At 60.7% G+C, this 20,656-nt stretch carries 16 protein-coding genes; all 16 read left to right on the forward strand.

All coding sequences use genetic code 11. The features are described 5' to 3' along the window. Positions 1-435 precede the first annotated feature (435 nt). The 16 genes from BM155_RS01690 (at position 436) to BM155_RS01765 (ending at position 20,627) form a co-directional block, all read left to right on the forward strand. On the forward strand, positions 436-1,431 hold the full coding sequence (locus BM155_RS01690) for an Asd/ArgC dimerization domain-containing protein (protein ID WP_067152425.1): 996 nt from the start codon (positions 436-438) through the stop codon (positions 1,429-1,431). A 203-nt stretch (positions 1,432-1,634) separates the two neighbouring features. Beyond that, entirely contained in the window at positions 1,635-4,640 is a 3,006-nt protein-coding gene (locus tag BM155_RS01695) for a FimV/HubP family polar landmark protein (RefSeq protein WP_074900753.1), read from the forward strand. A 94-nt stretch (positions 4,641-4,734) separates the two neighbouring features. Further along, on the forward strand, positions 4,735-5,613 hold the full coding sequence (gene truA / locus BM155_RS01700) for a tRNA pseudouridine(38-40) synthase TruA (protein WP_067152429.1): 879 nt from the start codon (positions 4,735-4,737) through the stop codon (positions 5,611-5,613). Between the two features lie 209 nt (positions 5,614-5,822). Next, a complete protein-coding gene (locus tag BM155_RS01705; protein WP_074900755.1) occupies positions 5,823-6,470 on the forward strand; it encodes a phosphoribosylanthranilate isomerase in 648 nt (215 codons plus the stop codon). Then, positions 6,463-7,692 (forward strand): tryptophan synthase subunit beta, encoded by a 1,230-nt coding sequence (gene trpB / locus BM155_RS01710; RefSeq protein ID WP_175487736.1) that lies wholly within the window; start codon positions 6,463-6,465, stop codon positions 7,690-7,692. Before BM155_RS01705 ends, trpB begins: the two co-directional genes overlap by 8 nt. Positions 7,693-7,730: 38 nt before the next feature. Beyond that, positions 7,731-8,540 carry a tryptophan synthase subunit alpha gene (gene trpA / locus BM155_RS01715; RefSeq protein WP_067152432.1) on the forward strand — a complete coding sequence of 270 codons (810 nt, stop codon included), beginning with the start codon at positions 7,731-7,733 and terminating at the stop codon, positions 8,538-8,540. A gap of 134 nt (positions 8,541-8,674) precedes the next feature. Further along, positions 8,675-9,562 (forward strand): acetyl-CoA carboxylase, carboxyltransferase subunit beta, encoded by an 888-nt coding sequence (accD, locus tag BM155_RS01720; RefSeq protein ID WP_067152434.1) that lies wholly within the window; start codon positions 8,675-8,677, stop codon positions 9,560-9,562. A gap of 101 nt (positions 9,563-9,663) precedes the next feature. Beyond that, positions 9,664-10,923, forward strand: a complete 1,260-nt coding sequence (gene folC, locus BM155_RS01725) for a bifunctional tetrahydrofolate synthase/dihydrofolate synthase (protein WP_067152436.1) — start codon at positions 9,664-9,666, stop codon at positions 10,921-10,923. Then, positions 10,904-11,551 (forward strand): SPOR domain-containing protein, encoded by a 648-nt coding sequence (locus BM155_RS01730; RefSeq protein ID WP_067152437.1) that lies wholly within the window; start codon positions 10,904-10,906, stop codon positions 11,549-11,551. The genes folC and BM155_RS01730 overlap by 20 nt, the downstream gene beginning before the upstream one ends. A 131-nt stretch (positions 11,552-11,682) precedes the next feature. Continuing rightward, entirely contained in the window at positions 11,683-12,177 is a 495-nt protein-coding gene (locus tag BM155_RS01735) for a CvpA family protein (protein WP_067152440.1), read from the forward strand. A gap of 45 nt (positions 12,178-12,222) precedes the next feature. Beyond that, positions 12,223-13,710, forward strand: coding sequence for an amidophosphoribosyltransferase (purF, locus tag BM155_RS01740; protein WP_067152443.1), 1,488 nt, complete (start codon positions 12,223-12,225; stop codon positions 13,708-13,710). A gap of 175 nt (positions 13,711-13,885) precedes the next feature. Then, entirely contained in the window at positions 13,886-15,067 is a 1,182-nt protein-coding gene (locus tag BM155_RS01745) for an O-succinylhomoserine sulfhydrylase (RefSeq protein ID WP_074900758.1), read from the forward strand. A 135-nt stretch (positions 15,068-15,202) separates the two neighbouring features. Beyond that, the gene (locus BM155_RS01750; protein ID WP_074900760.1) at positions 15,203-16,114 is read left to right on the forward strand and encodes an AAA family ATPase; all 912 of its coding nucleotides are present in this window, start codon (positions 15,203-15,205) and stop codon (positions 16,112-16,114) included. Positions 16,115-16,118: 4 nt separating this feature from the next. Then, positions 16,119-17,132, forward strand: a complete 1,014-nt coding sequence (locus BM155_RS01755) for a DUF58 domain-containing protein (protein ID WP_074900762.1) — start codon at positions 16,119-16,121, stop codon at positions 17,130-17,132. Further along, positions 17,119-19,119 carry a transglutaminase TgpA family protein gene (locus BM155_RS01760; RefSeq protein WP_074900765.1) on the forward strand — a complete coding sequence of 667 codons (2,001 nt, stop codon included), beginning with the start codon at positions 17,119-17,121 and terminating at the stop codon, positions 19,117-19,119. Before BM155_RS01755 ends, BM155_RS01760 begins: the two co-directional genes overlap by 14 nt. 287 nt (positions 19,120-19,406) lie before the next feature. Beyond that, the gene (locus tag BM155_RS01765) at positions 19,407-20,627 is read left to right on the forward strand and encodes an MFS transporter (RefSeq protein WP_067152454.1); all 1,221 of its coding nucleotides are present in this window, start codon (positions 19,407-19,409) and stop codon (positions 20,625-20,627) included. Positions 20,628-20,656 lie beyond the last annotated feature (29 nt).

A 20,656-nucleotide genomic window follows, 5' to 3' on the forward strand; every position in this document is an offset into this window, starting at 1 on the left:
CGTTTTCGAAATGTCCTTCCTATTGCCTGAGCGCCCCGGAAGCTACCATAGTGTCCACGCGAATTAATCAGAGGTTCCTTAATCCCATGAGAGCTGTCGCTGATTTCGGGGCGCTCAGGCAATGGGGTGAGCATTTCGAAAATATACCCGTCAGTCTCTGTATACGACGGTTTCGAAAAGTCCATCGATCATCTGAGTTCGCCGCCCGGTCGTGCAGTCTGACTTATACCAGGCGGTGCATTTATCAGAGGGGCTCCAGGCAAGTTGTAAGCGCGGGCCGCGGCATTTCTGGCCGAGTTGTGCCCGCGGAAGTCCGAGCCTGTGATTCCCTTCACACAAGAAAGCTGTTTCACAACCCGGGAGCGGCTTTTTTGATCGCTCCGCGTGAGTATAATCGCCCCACTTTTGTATCCCCATCCCGAGAAGTGAATCACCATGTCCGAAAGCACCCCTGAACTGGTCATTGTCGGTGTCGACAATGCGGCTTTCGCTCCCCTGCTGGAAATCCTGGAGGAACGCGGCTCCGTCTCTGCGGAGCGGCTGCAACTGCTGGAAGTGCAGGATAGCGATGTAGAGCAGCAAGTATTTGCCAAACGCAATATTCCGGTGCAGTCCCTGGAAAAATTCACTTTTACCGCAGAGCAGGTCGTGGTACTGCTCAAGGCTGGTGAAGCTGCTCAGGCAGCCCTCGACACAGCAGAAAAGGCTGGTGCATGGGTGCTGGATACCGCTGGAAATACCCGCGGCGATGATAGCGTTACCCTGGTGCATCCTCTGATCAACAGCGATGCCATAGCCACCGCTGAGCGCCGAGTGCTGACGCTGCCGGTTGCCGGTGCGGCGATGGTGGCCGAGGCGCTCTTCCCTCTGCGCGATCAATTGCGGCGGGTGGAGATACAGCTCAATCAGCCGGTGTCGGCGCTGGGCAAGTCCGCAGTGGATGCGATGGCGGGGCAGACGGCGCGTATGTTCAGTGGCCAGGACGTGGACATTGATCCCGCTATTGGACAGCGGCTGGCATTTAACCAGTTGAGTTCCAGCGAGGCGCTGCTGGCCAGTGGTCACAACATCAGTGAATTGGCGTTGATCCACGATCTGCGACGCCTGCTCGGCGATACGGTGGCGGTGGATGCCTGCATTAACACTGCGTCTGTTTTTCACGGCCAGTTAGCCAACTTGAGTGTCGCGTTGAGTGAAGATATCGATTTGGAAAAAGTGCGCGCTCTGCTCAAAAACGGTGCCCGCCTGCAAATGGCGGAGCGGCCCTCGGCGGAAGACGCTGTCGGCGGTGAAACGACGCTCATCGGGCGCTTGCGGCAAAGTCTGTTAAGTCATCGGCAGGTTAATTTTTGTGCGGTTTCGGACAATTTGCGCAAAGATTTGGCCATGAACTGTGTGCAGATTGTGCACTTGTTGCTAAAAAACTATTGATATTTAATACTTAGCGGCCATAGTGAAGGTGCATTCTTAACTTCCTTCCATTCGGCCTTGGGGGGCGATACATTCGCCGGAGAGAAAAACTGTCCTTGCGGCAGTTGCACCATTGAACGTTTACTGTGCAGTGGCGGGGTTTTCGAAAATGCGCGTGGCGGATGACGGAAAACCCGGGATTCTAACAATAAAGGGAATCGGATATGCGTGTGCGAAAGCTGGCACTTGCGGTTGGTCTGGTCAGCGCGCTGGGGGGCAACCTGGCTCTGGCGTTGGGGCTGGGTGAAATAAAGCTGAACTCTACCCTCAACCAACCCCTCAATGCGGAAATCAGCCTGCTGCAGACCCGCGGCCTCGATGACAACGAAATTAAAGTGCGCCTCGCCAGCGCGGAGGATTTTGAGCGGGCCGGAATCGATAGATCTTACCTGCTCACCGAATTGCGTTTCGATGTGGATTACTCCGGTGGTCAGCCGGTAATACGCATTACCAGCCGTACGCCGATACGCGAACCCTACCTCAATTTTCTTGTGGAAACCCGCTGGCCCAGCGGACGCCTGCTGCGGGAATACACCCTCCTGATGGATTTGCCCGCCTTCTCAGACACCGCCGCCAAGCGGCCGGTGCGTGCCGCCGAACGCGAGCGCCAACAGGTGCGCCGCACGCCTTCCGCGCCGCGGCCACAACAGGCCCCCACCACACGCTCTGCACCGGCCGAGCCGCAGGCGACGATGGAAGAACCTAGCGCAACTGCGCCGATGGCTGTTGATGAATCGCCGATGGCAGATGATGGCAGCCGGGTATACGGTCCTGTAGCCGCCAACGAAACTCTGTGGGAGATCGCGGCGCAAAACCGCGTCGGGCGCGAGTTTTCCGTACAGCAGACGATGCTGGCAATTCAGCGCCTCAATCCAGAAGCGTTTATCAATAACAATATCAACCTGTTGAAGAAGGGGGCTGTGCTGCGGCTGCCGGAAGCAGCGGATATCCGAGCCTTCGGTATGCGCGAGGCAATTTCCGAAGTGGCGGTGCAGAATGCCTCCTGGCGCCAGCGTATTGGCGATGAGGTGGCCACTGGCGCACCTCTGGATGCGCGTGCGGCTGTTGATGAAACAGCGGTCAGTGATATCCCTGAAGGACGTGTGACTCTCGCCGCTCCGGGAGACAACGAATCTGTACTTTCTGGCTCCGGTAGCGGCACCGAAGACAGTGAAGCTCTGAGCGGTGAGCTGACGGTCGCCGAAGAAGAGCTGGACAAATCGCGCCTGGAAAACGAGGAACTGCAGGAGCGCATTGCCGAGCTGGACGAACAGATCGATACCATGGAGCGCCTCGTAGAGGTGTCCAACGAAGAGCTGGCCGCGGTACAGACAGCGGCCGAGCAGTCCGAGCCGGCCCTCGACCCGATGGCGATAGACGAGGAAGGCGCTGAGTCCGCGGAGGAAGACGCGTCCACCGGAGAATGGGACTCCGCGGAAACGGCAGGCGAGGATATGGCCGCCGAGGAGACGGTTGTCGAAGCCGCCTCCGAAGAACTTGTTGCAGAGCCCGAGGCGCCGGCACCGCAGGAGGACAACAAACGCAATCGCGTCGTTGTGGTTCAGACTTCTGCCGAGCCGACGCTGATGGAGCGGCTGATGGACAACATAATGTTGCTCGCAGCGGGGGCTATCGTACTGCTCGCAGGCCTGTTCGGTTTCTTCACCTGGCGCCGTCGCAAGGAGGAAGAGGAGGCCATGTTGCAGGTGGAGCGCGAGATGGCCGCTGAGCGCGCTTTGGCGGAAGCGCCGGAAGCGTCTCCTGATAAAGATGAAACCCTGGCCGCGGTGGAGAATCTGGAGTCCGACGAAAACTTCGACTTTGGCGGCCTGGATGAAGTGGGTACTGACGACCCCATCTCCGAAGCGGAAATCCATCTGTCCCTGGGGCAGTATGATGAGGCCGAAGGCAAGCTTCTGGCCGGTCTGGAGCAGGATGGCCAGAATGTGGACGCACGCCTGATGCTGCTGGAGGTCTACGCACACAAGCAGGATGTGGCCAAGTTCGACGATCACTACCGCCAGCTGCTGCGCATCAGCGACGGTCCGGCGGCGGACCGCGCTGCTCGCCTGCGCGAGAGCATTGCCGATGCACCGCCTTTTGAGGCGCCGGAGATGGATTTTTCCAGTGAGTCTCTTGAGGCTGCGCAACTGGATGATATCAGCGCTTCGTTTGAGGACGACTTCGGAAGTGTTGAAAGTGAAGCCAGCGCTGCAACAGAGAGTGCCGAACTGGAGGCCAGTCTGGAAGATGACAGCGCTCTGCTGGATGATCTGACCCTGGATCTGGCGGAAGATAACGCCGCTGACGGGCAGCAAGAGACAGAGTTGTCCCTGGATCTGGACACCGATATTGGTGGCGAGGCGCAAGCGGGTGAAGCCGAAGAGGATGCGTTTAATCTAGATGATCTGGACCTGGGCGAGCTGGACCTGGATACAGATAAGAATCTCGGTATTACCGACGACGGGGAACAGAGCGGCGAACTCGGTCCGATTGAATACGAAAGCACCGGGTCCGAGGAAGCAGACAGCTCGGAGGCGCCGGCCAGCGAGGCGTCTGGCGGACTCGATTTCGACCTGGACCTGACGCCAATGGACGACGGCGACGACTCTGTGACGGAGACCGAGTCGCAGATTGCCGACGGGCAGGCGGACTTTGAAGATGATGCCGAATTATCCCTGGACGACCTGTCCGCGGATCTGGATGCCATGAGCGACGAGCTGGGCGCTGATCTGGATCTCGACGCCATTGATTTAGACGATATCGCGGGTGAGCTGTCCCCCGATGTCGCCGAAGATACGGTTGCCCCGGGGCAGGGTGGCGCCGCGGTTGCCGGGGCCGAAGAGGCCGCGGGTGATCTTGCGGTTGCCGAGGTGTCTGGGCCGACGGGTGCTGAAACGGCAGAACCGGTCTCTGCCGGACAAGCTGTTTCGCAGGCGTCTGGGCAGGAAGATCTCGGCGACCTGAACTTTAATCTGGAAAGCGACCTGGACTCCGAGTTGAACCTGCTTGAGGGCAGCGATGAAATCAGCACCAAGCTGGAGCTGGCCCAGGCTTACCTGGATATGGGTGACAAGGAGGGCGCCAAAGATATTCTCAACGAGGTAGTGCAGGAGAGCAGCGGCGAGCACAAGGCGCGCGCCGAGGAAATGCTGGAGCGTATGGCGTAGCCTTCGCGCCAAGCCGGAAAAACCTCGCATTCGCTGCGGGGTTTTTTTGTTTTGGCCGGGGATGAGTCTCTGAGGCCGGCGCCGAGAGAAATCTATGCGGAGTGGATACCAATACAAACGCAATGGCGAAGTCCCCCCGGGCGAACAGCTGCCAGAGGGGCTGCGCCGCATCGCGCTTGGTGTCGAGTACTGTGGTGCCGGACTGAGCGGTTTTCAAAAGCAGAAATCTGCCGCCGAGACCGTGCAGGCACACTTGGAGCGGGCCCTGTCCCGCATCGCCGCCGAGCCGCTGAGCCTGGTTTGCGCGGGGCGCACCGATGCCGGGGTACACGCGACCAATCAGGTGATCCATTTTGATACCCGTGCCCTGCGACCGGAGCGCGCCTGGGTGCAGGGCGTCAACACGCAGCTGCCGGATGCGGTGCGGGTGCGCTGGGCGCGTGAGGTGCCGGCGCAGTTTCACGCGCGTTTCTCTGCCCGTGCCCGCAGTTATCGATACCTGATCCACAGCGCGCCCACGCGTTCCGCCCATGCCGCTGCCGAAGTGACCTGGACTCAACATCCGCTGGATGTGCGGGCTATGCGGGCGGGAGCCGGATACCTGATTGGGAAGCATGACTTCACCAGCTTTCGCGCCGCCCAGTGCCAGGCAAAGAGTCCGGTGCGAGAGATCACCCGCCTCGACATCGCCAGAGTGGGGCAGCTGATCGTGATGGAAGTGAGTGCCAACGCTTTTTTACACCATATGGTGCGCAACATCGCTGGAGTGCTGATGGCTGTGGGGCGCGGGGCGCAGCCGCCCGAGTGGGTAGGGCAGGTTCTGGCGCGTCGCGACCGCACTGCCGGTGGCGTCACCGCGCCACCATTTGGGCTCTACCTGGTGGACGTGCAGTATCCGCAAGAGTTTCAGCTGCCGCGGCCGGAAGCGGGGCCGCTGCTGGTGCCCCTGCCGCTGGGCGGTCTCGGCGCTTGATTTCTGCTTGGACACATCTGGAGCAATTGTGGTACCCCGCGAGTGAAATCGCGGCCCCCTTGTGAAATTGCCCGCAGACTGTCGGGGAAGCCCGCCGCGATGGCTGGGTTTCCTCGGGCTTCTCGCGCCCTGTGCGTTTCGCGTCAATGGGCAATCTGCTAGTATCGCCGCCTCCCTCATATTTTTACCACCGGTCGGCTGTGGGCAGGATGCAAGTAAAAATCTGCGGTATCACCACTATTGAAGATGCGATCGCCTCGGTTGCCGCAGGGGCCGATGCCCTGGGGTTGGTGTTTTACCCGGCCAGCCCCCGCTGCGTTGCAATCGATAGGGCAGCGGCCATTGCCGAAGCCGTGCCGCCCTTTGTCACCCTGACAGGGCTTTTTGTTAACGCCGACGCGGAAACGGTGCGGGACGTGCTCGCCCAAGTACCGCTGAACCTGCTGCAGTTTCATGGCGGTGAAGACGCGGACTACTGTGCGCAGTTTCTGCGCCCCTATATCAAGGCGTTGCGAATGAAAGACGGCCTCGATGTGGCCGGGGCGATGGATGAGCACCCGCGCGCGCGCGGTTTTTTGCTGGACGCCTACCGCCCGGGCGTTCCTGGCGGTACTGGTGAAAGCTTTGACTGGCAGCGGGTACCGAAACACAGTGGCCGCCCGTTGGTACTGGCCGGAGGCTTGAATCCGGACAACGTGGGGCGGGCGATAGCGGTTGCGCGCCCCCAGGCGGTGGATGTCAGCGGCGGGGTGGAGCTGTCCCCGGGGCGCAAAGACCCGCAGAAGGTCGCTGCCTTTATCCGAGCGGCGAAAGCCGGTAATTCGTTTTTCCAATCGATGGAGTGTGCAAGTGAGTGATCAAAGTGCGCAAGAAGGCGCGATCGATTTTTCCGCCTATCCGGATGCAGGCGGGCACTTCGGCCCCTATGGCGGCCGCTTCGTGTCGGAGACACTGATCAGTGCGCTAGACGAGCTTCAGGCTATGTACACACGCCTGAAGGATGACCCGGAATTTATCGCCGCTTTCGATCGCGATCTGGCCCACTATGTCGGCCGCCCGTCTCCCCTTTACCTGGCTGAGCGATTGACTGAACAGGTGGGCGGAGCGCGTATCTGGCTGAAGCGTGAGGACCTCAATCACACAGGGGCACACAAAGTAAACAACACTGTTGGCCAGGCCCTGTTGGCCAAGCACAGCGGCAAAACCCGTGTGATCGCCGAAACCGGCGCCGGTCAGCACGGCGTGGCCACCGCCACTGTAGCCGCGCGTCTGGGACTCCAGTGCGCAGTTTATATGGGGGCGGAGGATGTCAAGCGTCAGTCCCCCAATGTGTACCGTATGAAGTTGCTCGGCGCGGAGGTGATCCCGGTGGAGTCCGGCTCCAAGACGCTGAAGGATGCCATGAACGAGGCCATGCGCGACTGGGTTACCAATGTGGACAACACTTTCTACATTATCGGCACCGTGGCGGGTCCGCACCCCTATCCGCAGCTGGTGCGGGATTTCAATTCGGTGATCGGCCGCGAAGCGCGCCGCCAGAGCCTGGAACAATTCGGTCGCCTGCCGGATGCTCTGGTGGCCTGCGTAGGCGGAGGCTCCAATGCCATCGGCCTTTTCCACCCTTTCCTAAACGACAGCTCTGTCAAAATGTACGGTGTGGAAGCGGGCGGTGAAGGTCTCGAAACCGGCCGCCACGCAGCACCGTTGAACGATGGCGTGCCGGGTGTTCTACATGGCAACCGCACATACCTGATGGAGGATGAGGACGGCCAGATTATCGAGACCCATTCCGTGTCCGCCGGTCTCGATTACCCGGGTGTAGGGCCTGAGCACGCCTGGCTGAAAGACATCGGGCGGGTCGAATATGTCACGGCGAACGACGAGGACGCGCTGAATGCCTTCCGCACGCTGACGCGTACAGAGGGGATTATTCCCGCATTGGAATCCAGCCATGCGGTGGCTTATGCCTGTAAGCTGGCGGGCACTATGAAGGCGGATCAGAACATTGTCGTAAACCTGTCCGGCCGCGGCGACAAAGATATTTTCACCGTCGCCGCCATTGATGGCATACAAGTATAGGAGCGGCCGCTGGCCGCACTCGAATTAGGGATTGAGGTGTGACACAAGAAAATCGAATTGACCGCCGTTTCGCCGAGCTGCGCGCGGAGGGCCGCAAGGCACTGGTAACTTACATTGTCGCCGGGGACGGCGGCCTGCAAAATACAGTTCCGCTGATGCACCAGCTGGTGGAAAGCGGCTGCGACTTGATTGAACTCGGGGTGCCGTTTTCCGACCCCATGGCCGAGGGGCCAGTCATCCAGCGGGGACACGAACGCGCCCTCGCTCAGGGGGCGTCTCTGCGTGCTTGCCTGGACCTGGTGAAGGAGTTCCGCCAGCGGGATACGGATACACCGGTGATTCTAATGGGCTATGCGAACCCGATCGAAAAGATGGGGGCCGAGCGATTTGCCGACGCCGCCCGCGAAGCCGGTGTCGATGGCACCCTGACCGTGGACCTGCCGGCGGAGGAGGCCGGTCCCCTGAACCGGCTGTTGGCGGAGCGCAATTTGCGCAATATTTTTCTGATGACTCCCACCACCAGTGATCGGCGCATCGAGGAAATCGCGGGTTTAGCCAGCGGGTTCATCTACTATGTGTCTCTGAAGGGCGTCACCGGTGCCGGTCACCTGGACCCGGAATCAGTGCGCGACAAGCTGACGCATATTCGCGGATTTTCGGATTTGCCCCTGTGCGTCGGCTTCGGTATCAAAGACGGTGCTTCAGCCCGGGCGGTAAGTGAGCACGGCGATGGTGCTGTGGTTGGCAGCCTGCTGGTATCGGCAATCGGTGAGGCGCGGGATACCGGGGCGGCCAGAGAAAAGGTTGCGGAGCTGGTAAGCGAAATTCGCACGGCGCTGGATGCTTGACGCTGGCCAGAAAGCCAAAGCCTGCGGCTGATCTGGCCCGGTTCGCCGCACCGCTTAATGTTTTAATTCTCAGTCTCAAAACCCCTGGCCGGTACAATGCCGTCGGATAACAAGCATCGGAATTTGGAAACGAGATGAGCTGGTTAGAAAAAATTGTCCCTTCGGTGATCCGCACCGAGCGCCGCGCGGGCGCGAGCAAGGTGCCCGAAGGCGTGTGGAAAAAGTGCGTCAAGTGCGACGCCATGCTGTATCGCCCGGAACTGGAACGCAATCTGGATGTGTGCCCCAAGTGCGATCACCATATGCGTATCGGTGCCCGTCGCCGCCTGGATATTTTTCTCGATGAAGACGGGCGCGAGGAACTGGCCACCGATGTGGTTCCAGTGGACCGCCTGAAATTCAAGGATGTAAAAAAATACAAGGATCGGTTGACGCAGGCTCAGAAAGCGACCGGAGAAAAGGACGCGCTGATCGCCATGCGCGGCACGCTGGAGGGCAAACCGCTGGTGGCGGTTGCCTTTGAATTCGCGTTCCACGGCGGTTCCATGGGCTATGTGGTCGGCGAGCGTTTTACCCGCGCCGCCCGGCTGGCCCTTGAGGAGCGGATTCCCCTGGTGTGTTTTTCCGCTACCGGTGGCGCCCGCATGCAGGAGGCGTTGATCTCCCTGATGCAGATGGCCAAGACCTCCGCGGTGCTTGAAAAAATGAAAATGGCCGGTGTGCCCTATATTTCAGTGATGACCGATCCGGTGTACGGGGGGGTGTCCGCGTCCCTGGCGCTGCTCGGTGATATCAATGCCGCCGAGCCCGGTGCCCGGGCAGGATTTGCTGGGCCCAACATTATCGAGCAGACGATTCGCCAAAAGCTGCCCAAGGGTTTTCAGCGCAGTGAATTTTTGCTGGAGCACGGCGCCATCGATATGATTATCCACCGCAAAGAAATGCGGGCGACGATCGCGCGCTTGCTGGGCAAGCTGACTGAAGCGGAAAGCAAGGCTTCGGATTCCGCGCTCGGGATTTAAATTCTCCAATCACAGAAGCGGCTGGCGGGCGCCACCGATGTTCGGTGCAAGCGAAAGTCTGATTGCGCCCGCGGGCCGCTCCTTCATTTGCGCATGGCAATATGACCAATCTGCAAAGCTGGCTCTCGCGCCTGGAGCGGCTTCACCCCACGGAAATCGAATTGGGACTGGCTCGCGTGGCAGAGGTGGCGCGCAAGCTTGATGTGGAAAAGCCGGCACCGGTTATTGTCACTGTGGCCGGTACCAACGGCAAGGGTTCCTGTGTCGCGGTGATGGAAGCGCTGTTGCGTGCCAGTGGCCGCAGGGTGGGTGCGTATACTTCGCCGCACCTGCTGCGCTTTAACGAGCGGGTGCGCATCGGCGGTGCCGAGGCGAGCGACTCAGAGCTGGTGCGCGCTTTCGAGGCGGTGGAGGCGGCGCGAGGCGATATCAGCCTGACCTATTTTGAGTTCACGACACTGGCGGCCCTGTGGCTTTTCCGTGAAGCGGATGTCGAGTATGCCCTGCTGGAAGTGGGGCTGGGCGGACGCCTGGACGCGGTAAATCTAGTGGATGCGGACTTGGCCATCATTACCAGTGTGGCCATTGATCACCAGGATTGGCTCGGCAGTGATCGGGAGAACATTGGCCGCGAAAAAGCCGGGATACTGCGCCCCGGTAGTCCCGTGATCTGCGCCGATCCCGAGCCACCGCTGTCGGTGGTGTCTGCGGCTGCGGGACTGGTAGCGCCGAGCTACTTTATCGGCCGGGATTTCTCTATCGAAGACAGCCGCTACCGGTTTGGGGAGTTGAGTGTGACGGTTCCCCCGCTCAGCCTGCCGCCGACGAGTGTCGCAGCTGCCATAACCGCTCTTTCGGTACTGGGGGCCTTGCCGGAGCAAAACATTGCGGCCGCGCTGGGGGAGATTCAACTGCCTGGGCGCTGCCAGCAGCTCCGCTGGCGCGACCGATCCTTCTGGCTCGATGTGGGCCACAATCCGGCTGCCGCGGCGTATCTGGCGCGGCGACTCCAAAAGAGTCCCGCAGCGGGAGAAACTCACGCGTTGGTGGCCGCTATGGCGGACAAGGATCTGTCGGGGCTTTTCGCGCCGCTGCGGGACCTAGTGGACCGCTGGCATCCGGCGTTGCTGCCGGGCAATGCGCGCGCGGCGGACAGCTCTGCGCTGCTCAATGCTCTGGTGTGCGCCGAAGTGCCCAGGGCGCAGGTGGAGGCCAGCTGTTTGAGCGTGGGCGATAGCCTGGAGCGGCTACTGGTGACTACCGGGCCGCGGGACAGGTTGCTTGTATTCGGATCCTTCTTTACTGTTGCGGAAGTTTTACAGCGGATACGGGAAGAGGGCGATGGCGAATCGAGACCCTGACTGCCCACAAGCCGGCCCGCGCGGTGGGCGGCTGAACGATGGCTTCAAGCAGCGTATCGTCGGTGCACTGGTGCTGGCCGCGCTGGCGGTCATCTTTCTCCCCACCTTGTTCGATCGCGAGGGCGCCCGCTATATCGATGTCACCAGCCAGATACCGCCGACACCGGATATCCAGCCGATAGAGATAGCGGCGCCGGAACCCGTTGCCGATGTGGCGCCGGCACCCGACCCGGAGCAGGCGTTTCAGCCCGAGGTGGAAAAAGAAGATCCCAAGCCTCAACCGCCAGTGCGCAAACCGGATGCGGAAACCGGCGAGCGGGAGTCCAAAGACCCGGAGCAGACGCAGAATCAAAAACAGAATTCCCCGCTTGTCGATCAGCGGGGGTTGCCAGTTGCCTGGGTGGTGCAGGTGGCCTCCTATCGCGAGGCATCGAGGGCTGAACAGTTGCGTGGTCGTTTGATGGATGAAGGGTTCAAGGCCTTTACGCGAGAAGTCACCACAGACAAGGGGCGCTTTGTGCGCGTCTTTGTCGGCCCCAAGGTAAACAAAGCGGAAGCGCAGGCGGCCAAACGGGAGTTGGATCAACTGTTGAAGGCGCAGACACTGGTATTGCGCTTTAAAGCGTGAATTTGCGCACAGGCCTGGATCGAACCACTCAAACCCTGCTTCCGGGGATTTGCGAACGGCTTCACGCGCTGGGGCGCTTCAGTTAGAATGCGCGCTCTTCGCGGCAGCCGCCGCCATGCAGGTAGGGTTGAATGAACTGGGCTGACTGGACCATTCTTGCGATCGTGGCCATATCCACGCTGATCGGTCTCAGTCGCGGTTTTGTGCGTGAAACTCTCTCCCTGCTCACCTGGATTGCCGCCTTTGTGATTGCGATGATGTTCCGCGATCAACTGGCTCCGCTGCTTTCCAATCTTGTGGACACCCCTTCTCTACAGGCCATCGCGGCCTTCGCCATCCTTTTTATCTTTACATTGCTGGCCGGTGCCGGCCTGAATATGACGCTGTCCGCGTTTGTTGAGGCCACCGGCCTCTCGGGCACGGACCGGGTGTTGGGGATGGTGTTCGGTCTGCTGCGCGGTGCGATTATCGTGATGGCGTTGTTGATACTGGCTCCGGCGCTGGTACCGGTGGAAGAGGATGGTTGGTGGCGGGAGTCGGTACTGATCCCCCATTTTTTGGCGTTCGAGGACAGTGCGCGGCAGTTGGGCGCGGCCATCAAGGATTTTTTCGTTCAATTGTTTTAATCGGAGCGGTAGCGCCGCTTCTAATTTACCAGTGGGGCCAAGGCTATGTGTGGTATTGTCGGTATCGTCGGTAAGAGTGACGTCAATTTGCAGTTGTACGACGCGCTCACCCTGTTGCAGCACCGTGGACAGGACGCCGCCGGCATCGTCACCTGTGATCGGAACCGCCTCAATCAGCAGAAGGCCAATGGCTTGGTGCGCGATGTGTTTCGCGCGCGCCATATGGAGCGTCTGAAAGGTAATTTCGGTATCGGTCATGTGCGTTACCCCACTGCCGGGAGTTCCGGCCCGGCCCTGGCCCAGCCCTTCTACGTCAACTCCCCTTACGGCATCGCCATGGCCCACAATGGCAACCTCACCAATGTGCGCGATGTGGTCGAGGAAATCTTTCAGCAGGATTTGCGCCATATCAACACCGACTCCGATTCCGAAGTGCTGCTCAATGTTTTTGCCCACGAGCTGCACAAGCAGCACAAGCTGCAGCCGAAAGCCGAGGATATTTTTACGGCCATGCGCGCCGTGCATAAGCGGGTGCGGGGCGGCTACGCCTGTGTGGCCTTGATTGTGGGCTACGGCATAGTGGCTTTCCGCGATCCCCACGGAATTCGCCCGTTGGTATACGGCAAGCGGGAAACCGACCAGGGGACCGAATACATGGTGGCATCGGAATCCGTGGCCCTGGATGTGCTCGGCTACACGCTGGTGCGCGACGTGGCGCCGGGAGAGGCTATCTACATCGAGCTGGACGGCACTGTGCACGCGGAGCAGTGTGCGGAAAATCCCTCTCTTAATCCCTGTATTTTTGAACATGTGTACTTCGCGCGGCCGGATTCCATTATTGACGGCGTTTCGGTGCACAAGGCGCGTCTGCGCCAGGGCGAGCACTTGGCTGAAAAAATTCTGCGCGAGCGCCCGGACCACGATATCGATGTCGTGATTCCGATACCGGACTCGGCCCGCACTGCCGGGCAGACGGTGGCCTATCGCCTGGGAGTGAAGTTCCGCGAGGGCATGGTGAAAAACCGCTACATCGGCCGCACATTTATCATGCCGGGCCAAAAGCAGCGCAAGAAATCGGTGCGGCAGAAATTGAACGCCATCGAGCTGGAGTTCCGCGGTAAAAACGTCTTGCTCGTGGACGACTCCATCGTGCGCGGAACCACATGTAAACAGATTATTCAGATGGCCCGGGAGGCGGGAGCGGCCAAGGTTTATTTCGCCAGTGCGGCACCGGCGGTCAAATTCCCGAATGTCTACGGTATCGATATGCCCTCTGCGGAAGAGCTGGTTGCCCATGGCCGCACTACCGAGGAGGTGTGCAGGGAGATCGGCGCGGACTGGTTGATCTATCAGGATCTGCAAGACCTGATTGCCAGCTCTGCCGAGGGCAACGAGAATATCAAGCAGTTCGAGTGTTCCGTGTTCGACGGCAACTACATCACCGGCGATGTGGATGAAAAATATCTGCAGGAACTGCATGCAGCACGCAATGATGCGGCAAAACAAAACAAAAGTGGCCAGAGTTTTCTGTAGACACCTGTCCGAAAGTCACTGGGTGCGGGCCTCTCTTCCTTTCCGGGGCGGAGGGGCCTCAGGCCGCAGCCCGCATACAGGCCTCTGACTTGGGAAGCGCGCTTCCGCGCTTTATTAATTCTTCGCCATCCTTCATTATTTCCCATCCCCCACTCGAATCATCCCGGGACAGTTTATGTTCGAAGACGACGGTTACGCTTTCGATACACTGGCGGTGCGCGCCGGCCAAGTGCGCTCCGGAGAGGGCGAGCATTCGGAAGCGATGTTCCTTACCTCCAGCTATGTGTTTCCCTCCGCCGAAGAGGCTGCGGCGCGTTTTTCCGGCGAGAGTTCCGGCAATGTGTATTCGCGCTATACCAATCCCACCGTGCGTATGTTCGAAGACCGCATGGCGGCCCTGGAGGGCGGCGAAGCGGCAGTGGCCACCGCCAGTGGCATGGCAGCAATTTTGAGCCTTTGCATGGCGCTGCTGAAAAGCGGGGATAGCGTCATTTGTTCGCGCAGTGTGTTTGGAACCACAACCGCGCTCTTTGCGCGTTATATGAAAAAATTCGGCGTGCGCATTACCTTCGTCGACCTGACAGATATGCAACAGTGGCGGGATGCCCTGGACGGCGATACCAAGCTACTGTTTATGGAGACGCCGTCCAACCCTCTGTGCGAGGTGGCGGATATCCGCCAGTTGGCCGACCTGGCCCACAGCGCCGGCGCGCTGCTGGCAGTGGACAACTGCTTCTGTACTCCGGCGCTGCAGCGGCCACTGAGCCTCGGCGCCGACATCGTTGTGCATTCGGCCACCAAATATCTGGATGGGCAGGGCCGCTGTGTCGGAGGCGTGGCCGTGGGGCGGCGGGAGTTGATGGGTGAACTACGCGCATTCCTGCGTACAGCCGGTCCGAGTATGAGCCCCTTTAACGCTTGGGTATTTTTGAAGGGGTTGGAAACTTTGAGCCTGCGCATGCAGACCCACTCCCGCAACGCTCTAGCCCTGGCCTGGTGGCTAGACGAGCAGGAAGCGGTGGAGAAAGTCAATTACACCGGCCTGCCCAAGCACCCAGGTCATCTGCTGGCGGCCGAGCAGCAGTCTGCTTTCGGCGGTATGCTCAGCTTCAGCGTGCGCGGTGGCCGCGAGGCCGCCTGGAAAGTGATCGACAATTGTAAAATCCTTTCCTGCACCGCCAACCTGGGGGATGCCAAGACCACCATAGTGCACCCGGCCACCACGACTCACGGCCGTCTCAGCGAGGAGGAGCGGGCGCGCGCCGGTATTAGCGAGAGTTTGATCCGTGTCTCGGTGGGGCTTGAGGATGTGGAGGATCTGCAGCGGGACCTGTTGCGGGGGCTTTCACAGCTGTAGATGGCGCCCCTTGTGACGGGGCACAAGGCCAATGATTGATTACCGGCGCTCCTGGCATCAGGGCTGTCGCGGACTCGGAGAAAGAAGCGGTAGCGCCGCTCCGATATACAAAAAACACGTAGTAAAGGATTTGCCGTGCAAAAGATCATATCCGCCATAGTCGCCGATATCGGCAAGATTTTGTTGGGCAAGGAGCACCAAGTGAAACTGGCCCTGGCCTGTCTATTGTCCCGCGGTCACCTGTTGATCGAGGATTTGCCAGGTATGGGAAAAACCACGCTGGCTCACGCTTTGGCGCGTGTGCTCGGACTTTCCTATAACCGCGTGCAGTTCACCAGTGACATGTTGCCGGCGGACATCCTCGGCGTATCTATTTTCGAGCGCGATTCCGGTCAGTTCCGCTTTCACGAGGGCCCTGTCTTCTGCCAGTTGCTGTTGGCGGATGAAATTAACCGCTCTTCCCCCAAAACCCAGAGCGCCCTCCTGGAGGCGATGGAAGAGCGCCAGGTAAGTGTGGACGGTGAAACACGGCCACTGCCGGAACCTTTTTTCGTTATTGCAACTCAGAACCCGCTGCACCAGTCGGGTACCTTCGCGCTACCTGAATCCCAATTGGATCGTTTTCTGATGCGCATCAGCCTCGGCTATCCGACCCGGGAGGCGGAAAGAGCTCTTTTCCAGGGGGTGGACCCCCGCGCCCAGTTGCGGCAGTTGAAGCCGCGCATTGACATTGCCGCGCTGCGTAAAATGCAGGCGATGGTGGCGCAGGTAAAGGCCTCTGAGAGCCTGCTCGACTACCTCGAGCGCCTGGTGCAGCACACTCGCCAGAGTCCCGAATGCAGCGTAGGACTCTCCCCGCGCGGCGCTCTGGCACTGTTGCACGCCGCGCGCGCCTGGGCGCTGATCCATGGCCGCGGGCACCTGTTGCCAGAGGATATCCAGGCGGTGCTACCCTCGGTGGCGGGCCATCGGCTGCAGAGTGAGGGCGGCGACGGTGCCCGCTTGGTGGAGCGCCTGATGCGCCAGGTAGATATTATCGCGGCCTGAGTTGATGGACCTGACCGCACAAACCGCCGTAAAGCTCCGGGAGCGCGGGCGGCAGCTGGTGCAGCGGTGGTTGAGCCGCCGTTCACCACCGTCCCGCAGCGTTACCCTGAATCACCGCAGTGTCTTTATTCTGCCCAGCCGCGCAGGTATGGGCTTCCTTTTGGTGATCGCGCTTCTGTGGTTGCTGGGCACCAACTACGAAAACAACCTGGTGTTGGCCCTGACGTTCCTGCTGGCCGGGCTGATTGCCGTGCTGCCGGTGCATACCTTCGCCAACCTGTCCGGCCTGCAACTGCGCTTGCTGGAAGTGCCGCCCGCTTTTGCCGGCGACTACGCCGAGGCGAAGATCGCAGTAAGCGGGGGCGGTAGCCGCGCGAGGGAGTGGATCCATGTGGGTTGGCCGCCGGAAGAGGGGGTTCACCTGGAGTTGGTCGAGTGCGACAGTGCAGAGGTCCGGGTTTCTTTGCCGGTAGTCAGGCGCGGCCGGGTACGGGCGCCGCGCTTGCGGGTGGAAAGCCGCTTTCCGCTGGGACTTTTCCGCTGTTGGAGCTGGGTGGACCTGGATATCGAATTTCTTGTGTACCCCAGGCCCATTGCCGCCGGTCCCCTGCCTGTGGGCCTTGCGCCGGGCGAGGGGGATTCGGGCGAGCGCATCCGCGGCGGGGATGATTTCGCGGGGCTCAAGCCCTATCAGCCGGGGGATTCCCTGCGCCATTTGGCCTGGAAACAATACGCTGCCGGCCGCGACCTCAATAGCAAGGAATACGAGAGCCGATCCGATGCGCGCCTCTGGCTGGACTGGAGTCTGCCGGTCGCGCGCGATACAGAGACCCGCCTGAGCGTTTTGTGTCACTGGGCGCTGCAGGCGGAGCGCTCGGGTATCGCCTACGGTTTGCGCATACCGGGCGCTACCCTGGCCCCTTCCCTGGGCGCTGAACACCTGCGGGAGGTACTGACCGCGTTGGCGGACTTCCCGGTACATTCTCCGGTAAGCGGGGGAGGTCATGGCTCGATCTAAGGAACTGTTGCCCCGCGAGAGTCTGCTGTGGATTTTTGCCGCTCAGTTCGTGGCGTTGTTGCCGCACTTTGCGCGCCTGCCGCTGTGGATCGTCTGTGCCTGGGCTTTTGCCATCTACTGGCGGCTGGAAGTCTATCGCGGCCGGCGCGACTTGCCCGGGCGCCTGGTCAAGCTGCTGGCGATTACCCTGGCGGTCGCGGGATTGGCGCTGTCCTACCGGCGCTGGTTTGCGCTGGAGCCGATGGTGGCGCTATTGGCTGTGTCTTTTACTTTGAAAAATCTGGAGTTGGTGAGCCGCCGCGACGCCTTTCTGAGCCTGCTGTTGGCCTATTTCGTCGCCGCTACCCTGTTCGTCTACGAACAGACGATACCCTACGCCTTCTACGGCGTGCTTTGCGCACTCGTCATTACCGCAGCGCTGGCAGCACAATCGGGAAGTTTCAGTGCGCGCCCGCGCAGGGCCCTGGGCCTGTCGGCGAAACTCCTGGCGCAGGCGGCGCCATTGATGTTGCTCCTGTTTATTGTGATGCCGCGTCTCGGCCCTCTCTGGGCGGTGCCGCAGGACGCCTCCGGCGCGCGCACGGGCGTCAGTGACTCCATGGCGCCCGGAGACTTTACCCGCCTATCCAAATCTGACAGTCCGGTGCTGCGCATCTCTTTTGATGGTCCGGTACCGCCGCCGGAACAGCGCTACTGGCGCGGTCTGGTTTACTCTCACTTCGACGGGCGCCGCTGGAGCCAGGGCTTTAGCGTGGACCCGCGTCAAGGCGCTGAGGTGGAGTGGAACTCGCGGCAGCAGAGACTGCCGGAAGTGGGGCCCCGCTACCGCTATCAGGTCATTCAAGAGGCGAGCAATGCCCCCTGGCTCTTCGCCATGGCGCGGCCGCTTTCCGATACCCGCGGTGTGGGGGAGACTGCGGACGATCGCCTGGTCAAAAAGACGCCGGTGCACAGCCGCTTTGCCTATGAAGTGCGTACCTGGCCGCGGGAGACTTTGACAGACGCGCCAGTGCTGGGGGATGCCGAGCGCCGCCGCAATCTGCAGTTGCCCGCCACAGGCAATGCGCGTACCCGTGCCTGGGCGGCCGAGCAGCGCGCTGCGGGTCTGGGGGCGGAGGAAATATCCCGGCGCCTTTTGAACTTCTACAACCGCAGTTTCGTCTACACCCTGAACCCACCGGCACTGGGTGCGGATTCTGTGGATGAGTTTCTGTTCCACAGCCAGCAGGGATTCTGCGAACACTTCGCCGGCAGCTATGTCTTTGCCATGCGCGCCGCCGGCGTGCCTGCGCGGGTAGTGGCCGGTTATCAGGGCGGTGAATGGGTGGAGCAAGAGGCCTATCTGCTCGTGCGGGAATACGACGCCCACGCCTGGGCGGAAATCTGGGTTCCCGGACGCGGCTGGCAGAGAGTGGACCCCACCGCAGCGGTATCGCCGGAGCGTATTCGCGATGGTCTGCAGAGTGCCGCCGAAGAGGAGTTTATGCAGGACGCGCTGCTGCCGCTACATCGTATTTCGGTATTCAATCAGCTGCGCCTGCAATGGGACATGATTAACTACCGCTGGTATCGGGCGGTGATCAGTTTCGATAGCGACCGACAACAGAATCTGTTGCGGCGGTTGCTCGGTGAAGTATCGCTTGCGCGCCTGGCACTGTTTGTCGGCGCGGCCATTGCCGCGGGACTGGCGGGAGCTCTGTTGTGGCTCTGGTTTATCAGCCGCCGCACAAGGCCGCCCTTGGCGATCCGCCTTTACCAAAAGTTCTGTCAGCGCATGGCCCGCGCGGGTATGGTGCGGCGCCCCGGAGAGGCGCCGCGGGATTTCGCTCGCCGGGTGCGGGAGGAAAAGCCACAACTCGCAGAGGTAACGGAGCGGATTACCCGCGCTTTTGAAAAGGCAGCCTACTGCGAGGATCCCGCGGCGGAACAGCAGCTGCGCCGCCTGCTGAGACGTCCACTTACCCGCTATCGGACGAGAAAGGTTTAAGGAACCTCTGATTAATTCGCTTCATGACGTAAAAACTCTTTGGAGCCAGATGAGAAGCTCAGGTGATAGGCTGGCTATTTCGAAACCGTCGGATACAAGGATGTATCCGTCGGAGCTACAGGGAAGTACTCGTGCGTTTTCGAAATGGCCAGCCTATTGCCTGAGCGCCCCGGAACCTACCACAGTGTTCACGCGAATTAATCAGAGGTTCCTTAAGTCGTCCACTTGCCGGCAACCGGGGGGCTATTTCCCGCTGCCGGTCCTATGAATTTGAGTTAACAAACAACATGTCCGCGAGACTGCAAAAGTTCTTACTCGGCTACGGCGGCACCTCGCTCGCCACGGGCCTGCAAGTGATATTGGTGCCGTGGCTTGCGGTAACGGTGGTGGGGCTGCCAGCGCTACATTTGGGCTGGGTACAGGCTTCGGTACTGTTGCCGAACTTGGTGTTCCTGCTGTTCGGTGGCGCTCTGGCGGACAGGCGCGATGCCGCGGTAGTGGCGGCCCTGGCCTGCTTGGGACTAGCCTTCTGCCACGCCGCGCTTGCCTTGTACTTGTACCGCCACACACCGGAATTGCCACAGTTGCTGGCCTACGGTGCAGCCTTGGGCGTGTGCACCGCGTTTCTGCAGCCGGCGCGGGATAACTTGGTGCAGCGCAGTGCCCGCGACAGGCGGGGGCAGACCACCGAACGCCGTGTGCAGAAAACGGTAACTTGGATGATGCTGGCGCAGTACGGAGGTCAGGCTGCGGGTATGCTGTTGGCGAGCCGATTCGACCACTGGGGGCCGGAGATACTCCTGGGGATACAGGTGGCAATTCTGTCGCTGGCTGGCTGCTTGCTTCTGTCTCTGCGCGAGCGCCAGACTGTCTCGGCGAGAGAGGGCAAAAAGCCGCACGCGCTGATCATCGATGGTCTGGCGCAGGCATGGCGCAGACCGGCTCTGCGCGAGTTGATTGCCCTGATGGCTTTTAACGGCTTCGTACATATCGGTGTTTTTCTCGTGGTGCTTCCATTGCTGGCGGCGGACTATGGCCGCGGTGCCGGTTACTACGCGACGCTGCAACTGGCCTTTGTCGCTGGAACTGTCGCTGCTACCGTGACCATGTTGCGCCGGGGCCAGGGCGGGCAGCCGGGACGCGGCATCCTCATGTGCCTGCTCTACAGTGCGGTGCTGCTGGTCGCTATCAGTTTTGGTCCGACTCCCCTGGGGTTGATACTCATGTGTATCTGTTGGGGTGCGGTTGCCGCCGCTTCGGCGGCACTGGGGCGGGCCATAGTGCAGGTTTTCGCGCCTGCGGAGTACCGCAGTCGCATTATTTCCATCTACCAGCTGGCACTGTTCGGCTCCGCGGCCCTGGGCGCTCTGGCCTCCGGTCTGTTAAGTGAATACGCGGCGCCCCTGACTACCCTGTTGTGGGCCGGCATTCTCAGTGTGCTGGCGCTGCTTCTGGTGGCCTGGAGCGGCGCCTTGCGCGGGGTCAGACTCTCTGACCGGGAGTTATGATGGGTTGCCCAACCGTTTTGGCTTTGGCA

This window comes from Microbulbifer thermotolerans (genome assembly GCF_900112305.1).
Classification (GTDB): domain Bacteria; phylum Pseudomonadota; class Gammaproteobacteria; order Pseudomonadales; family Cellvibrionaceae; genus Microbulbifer; species Microbulbifer thermotolerans.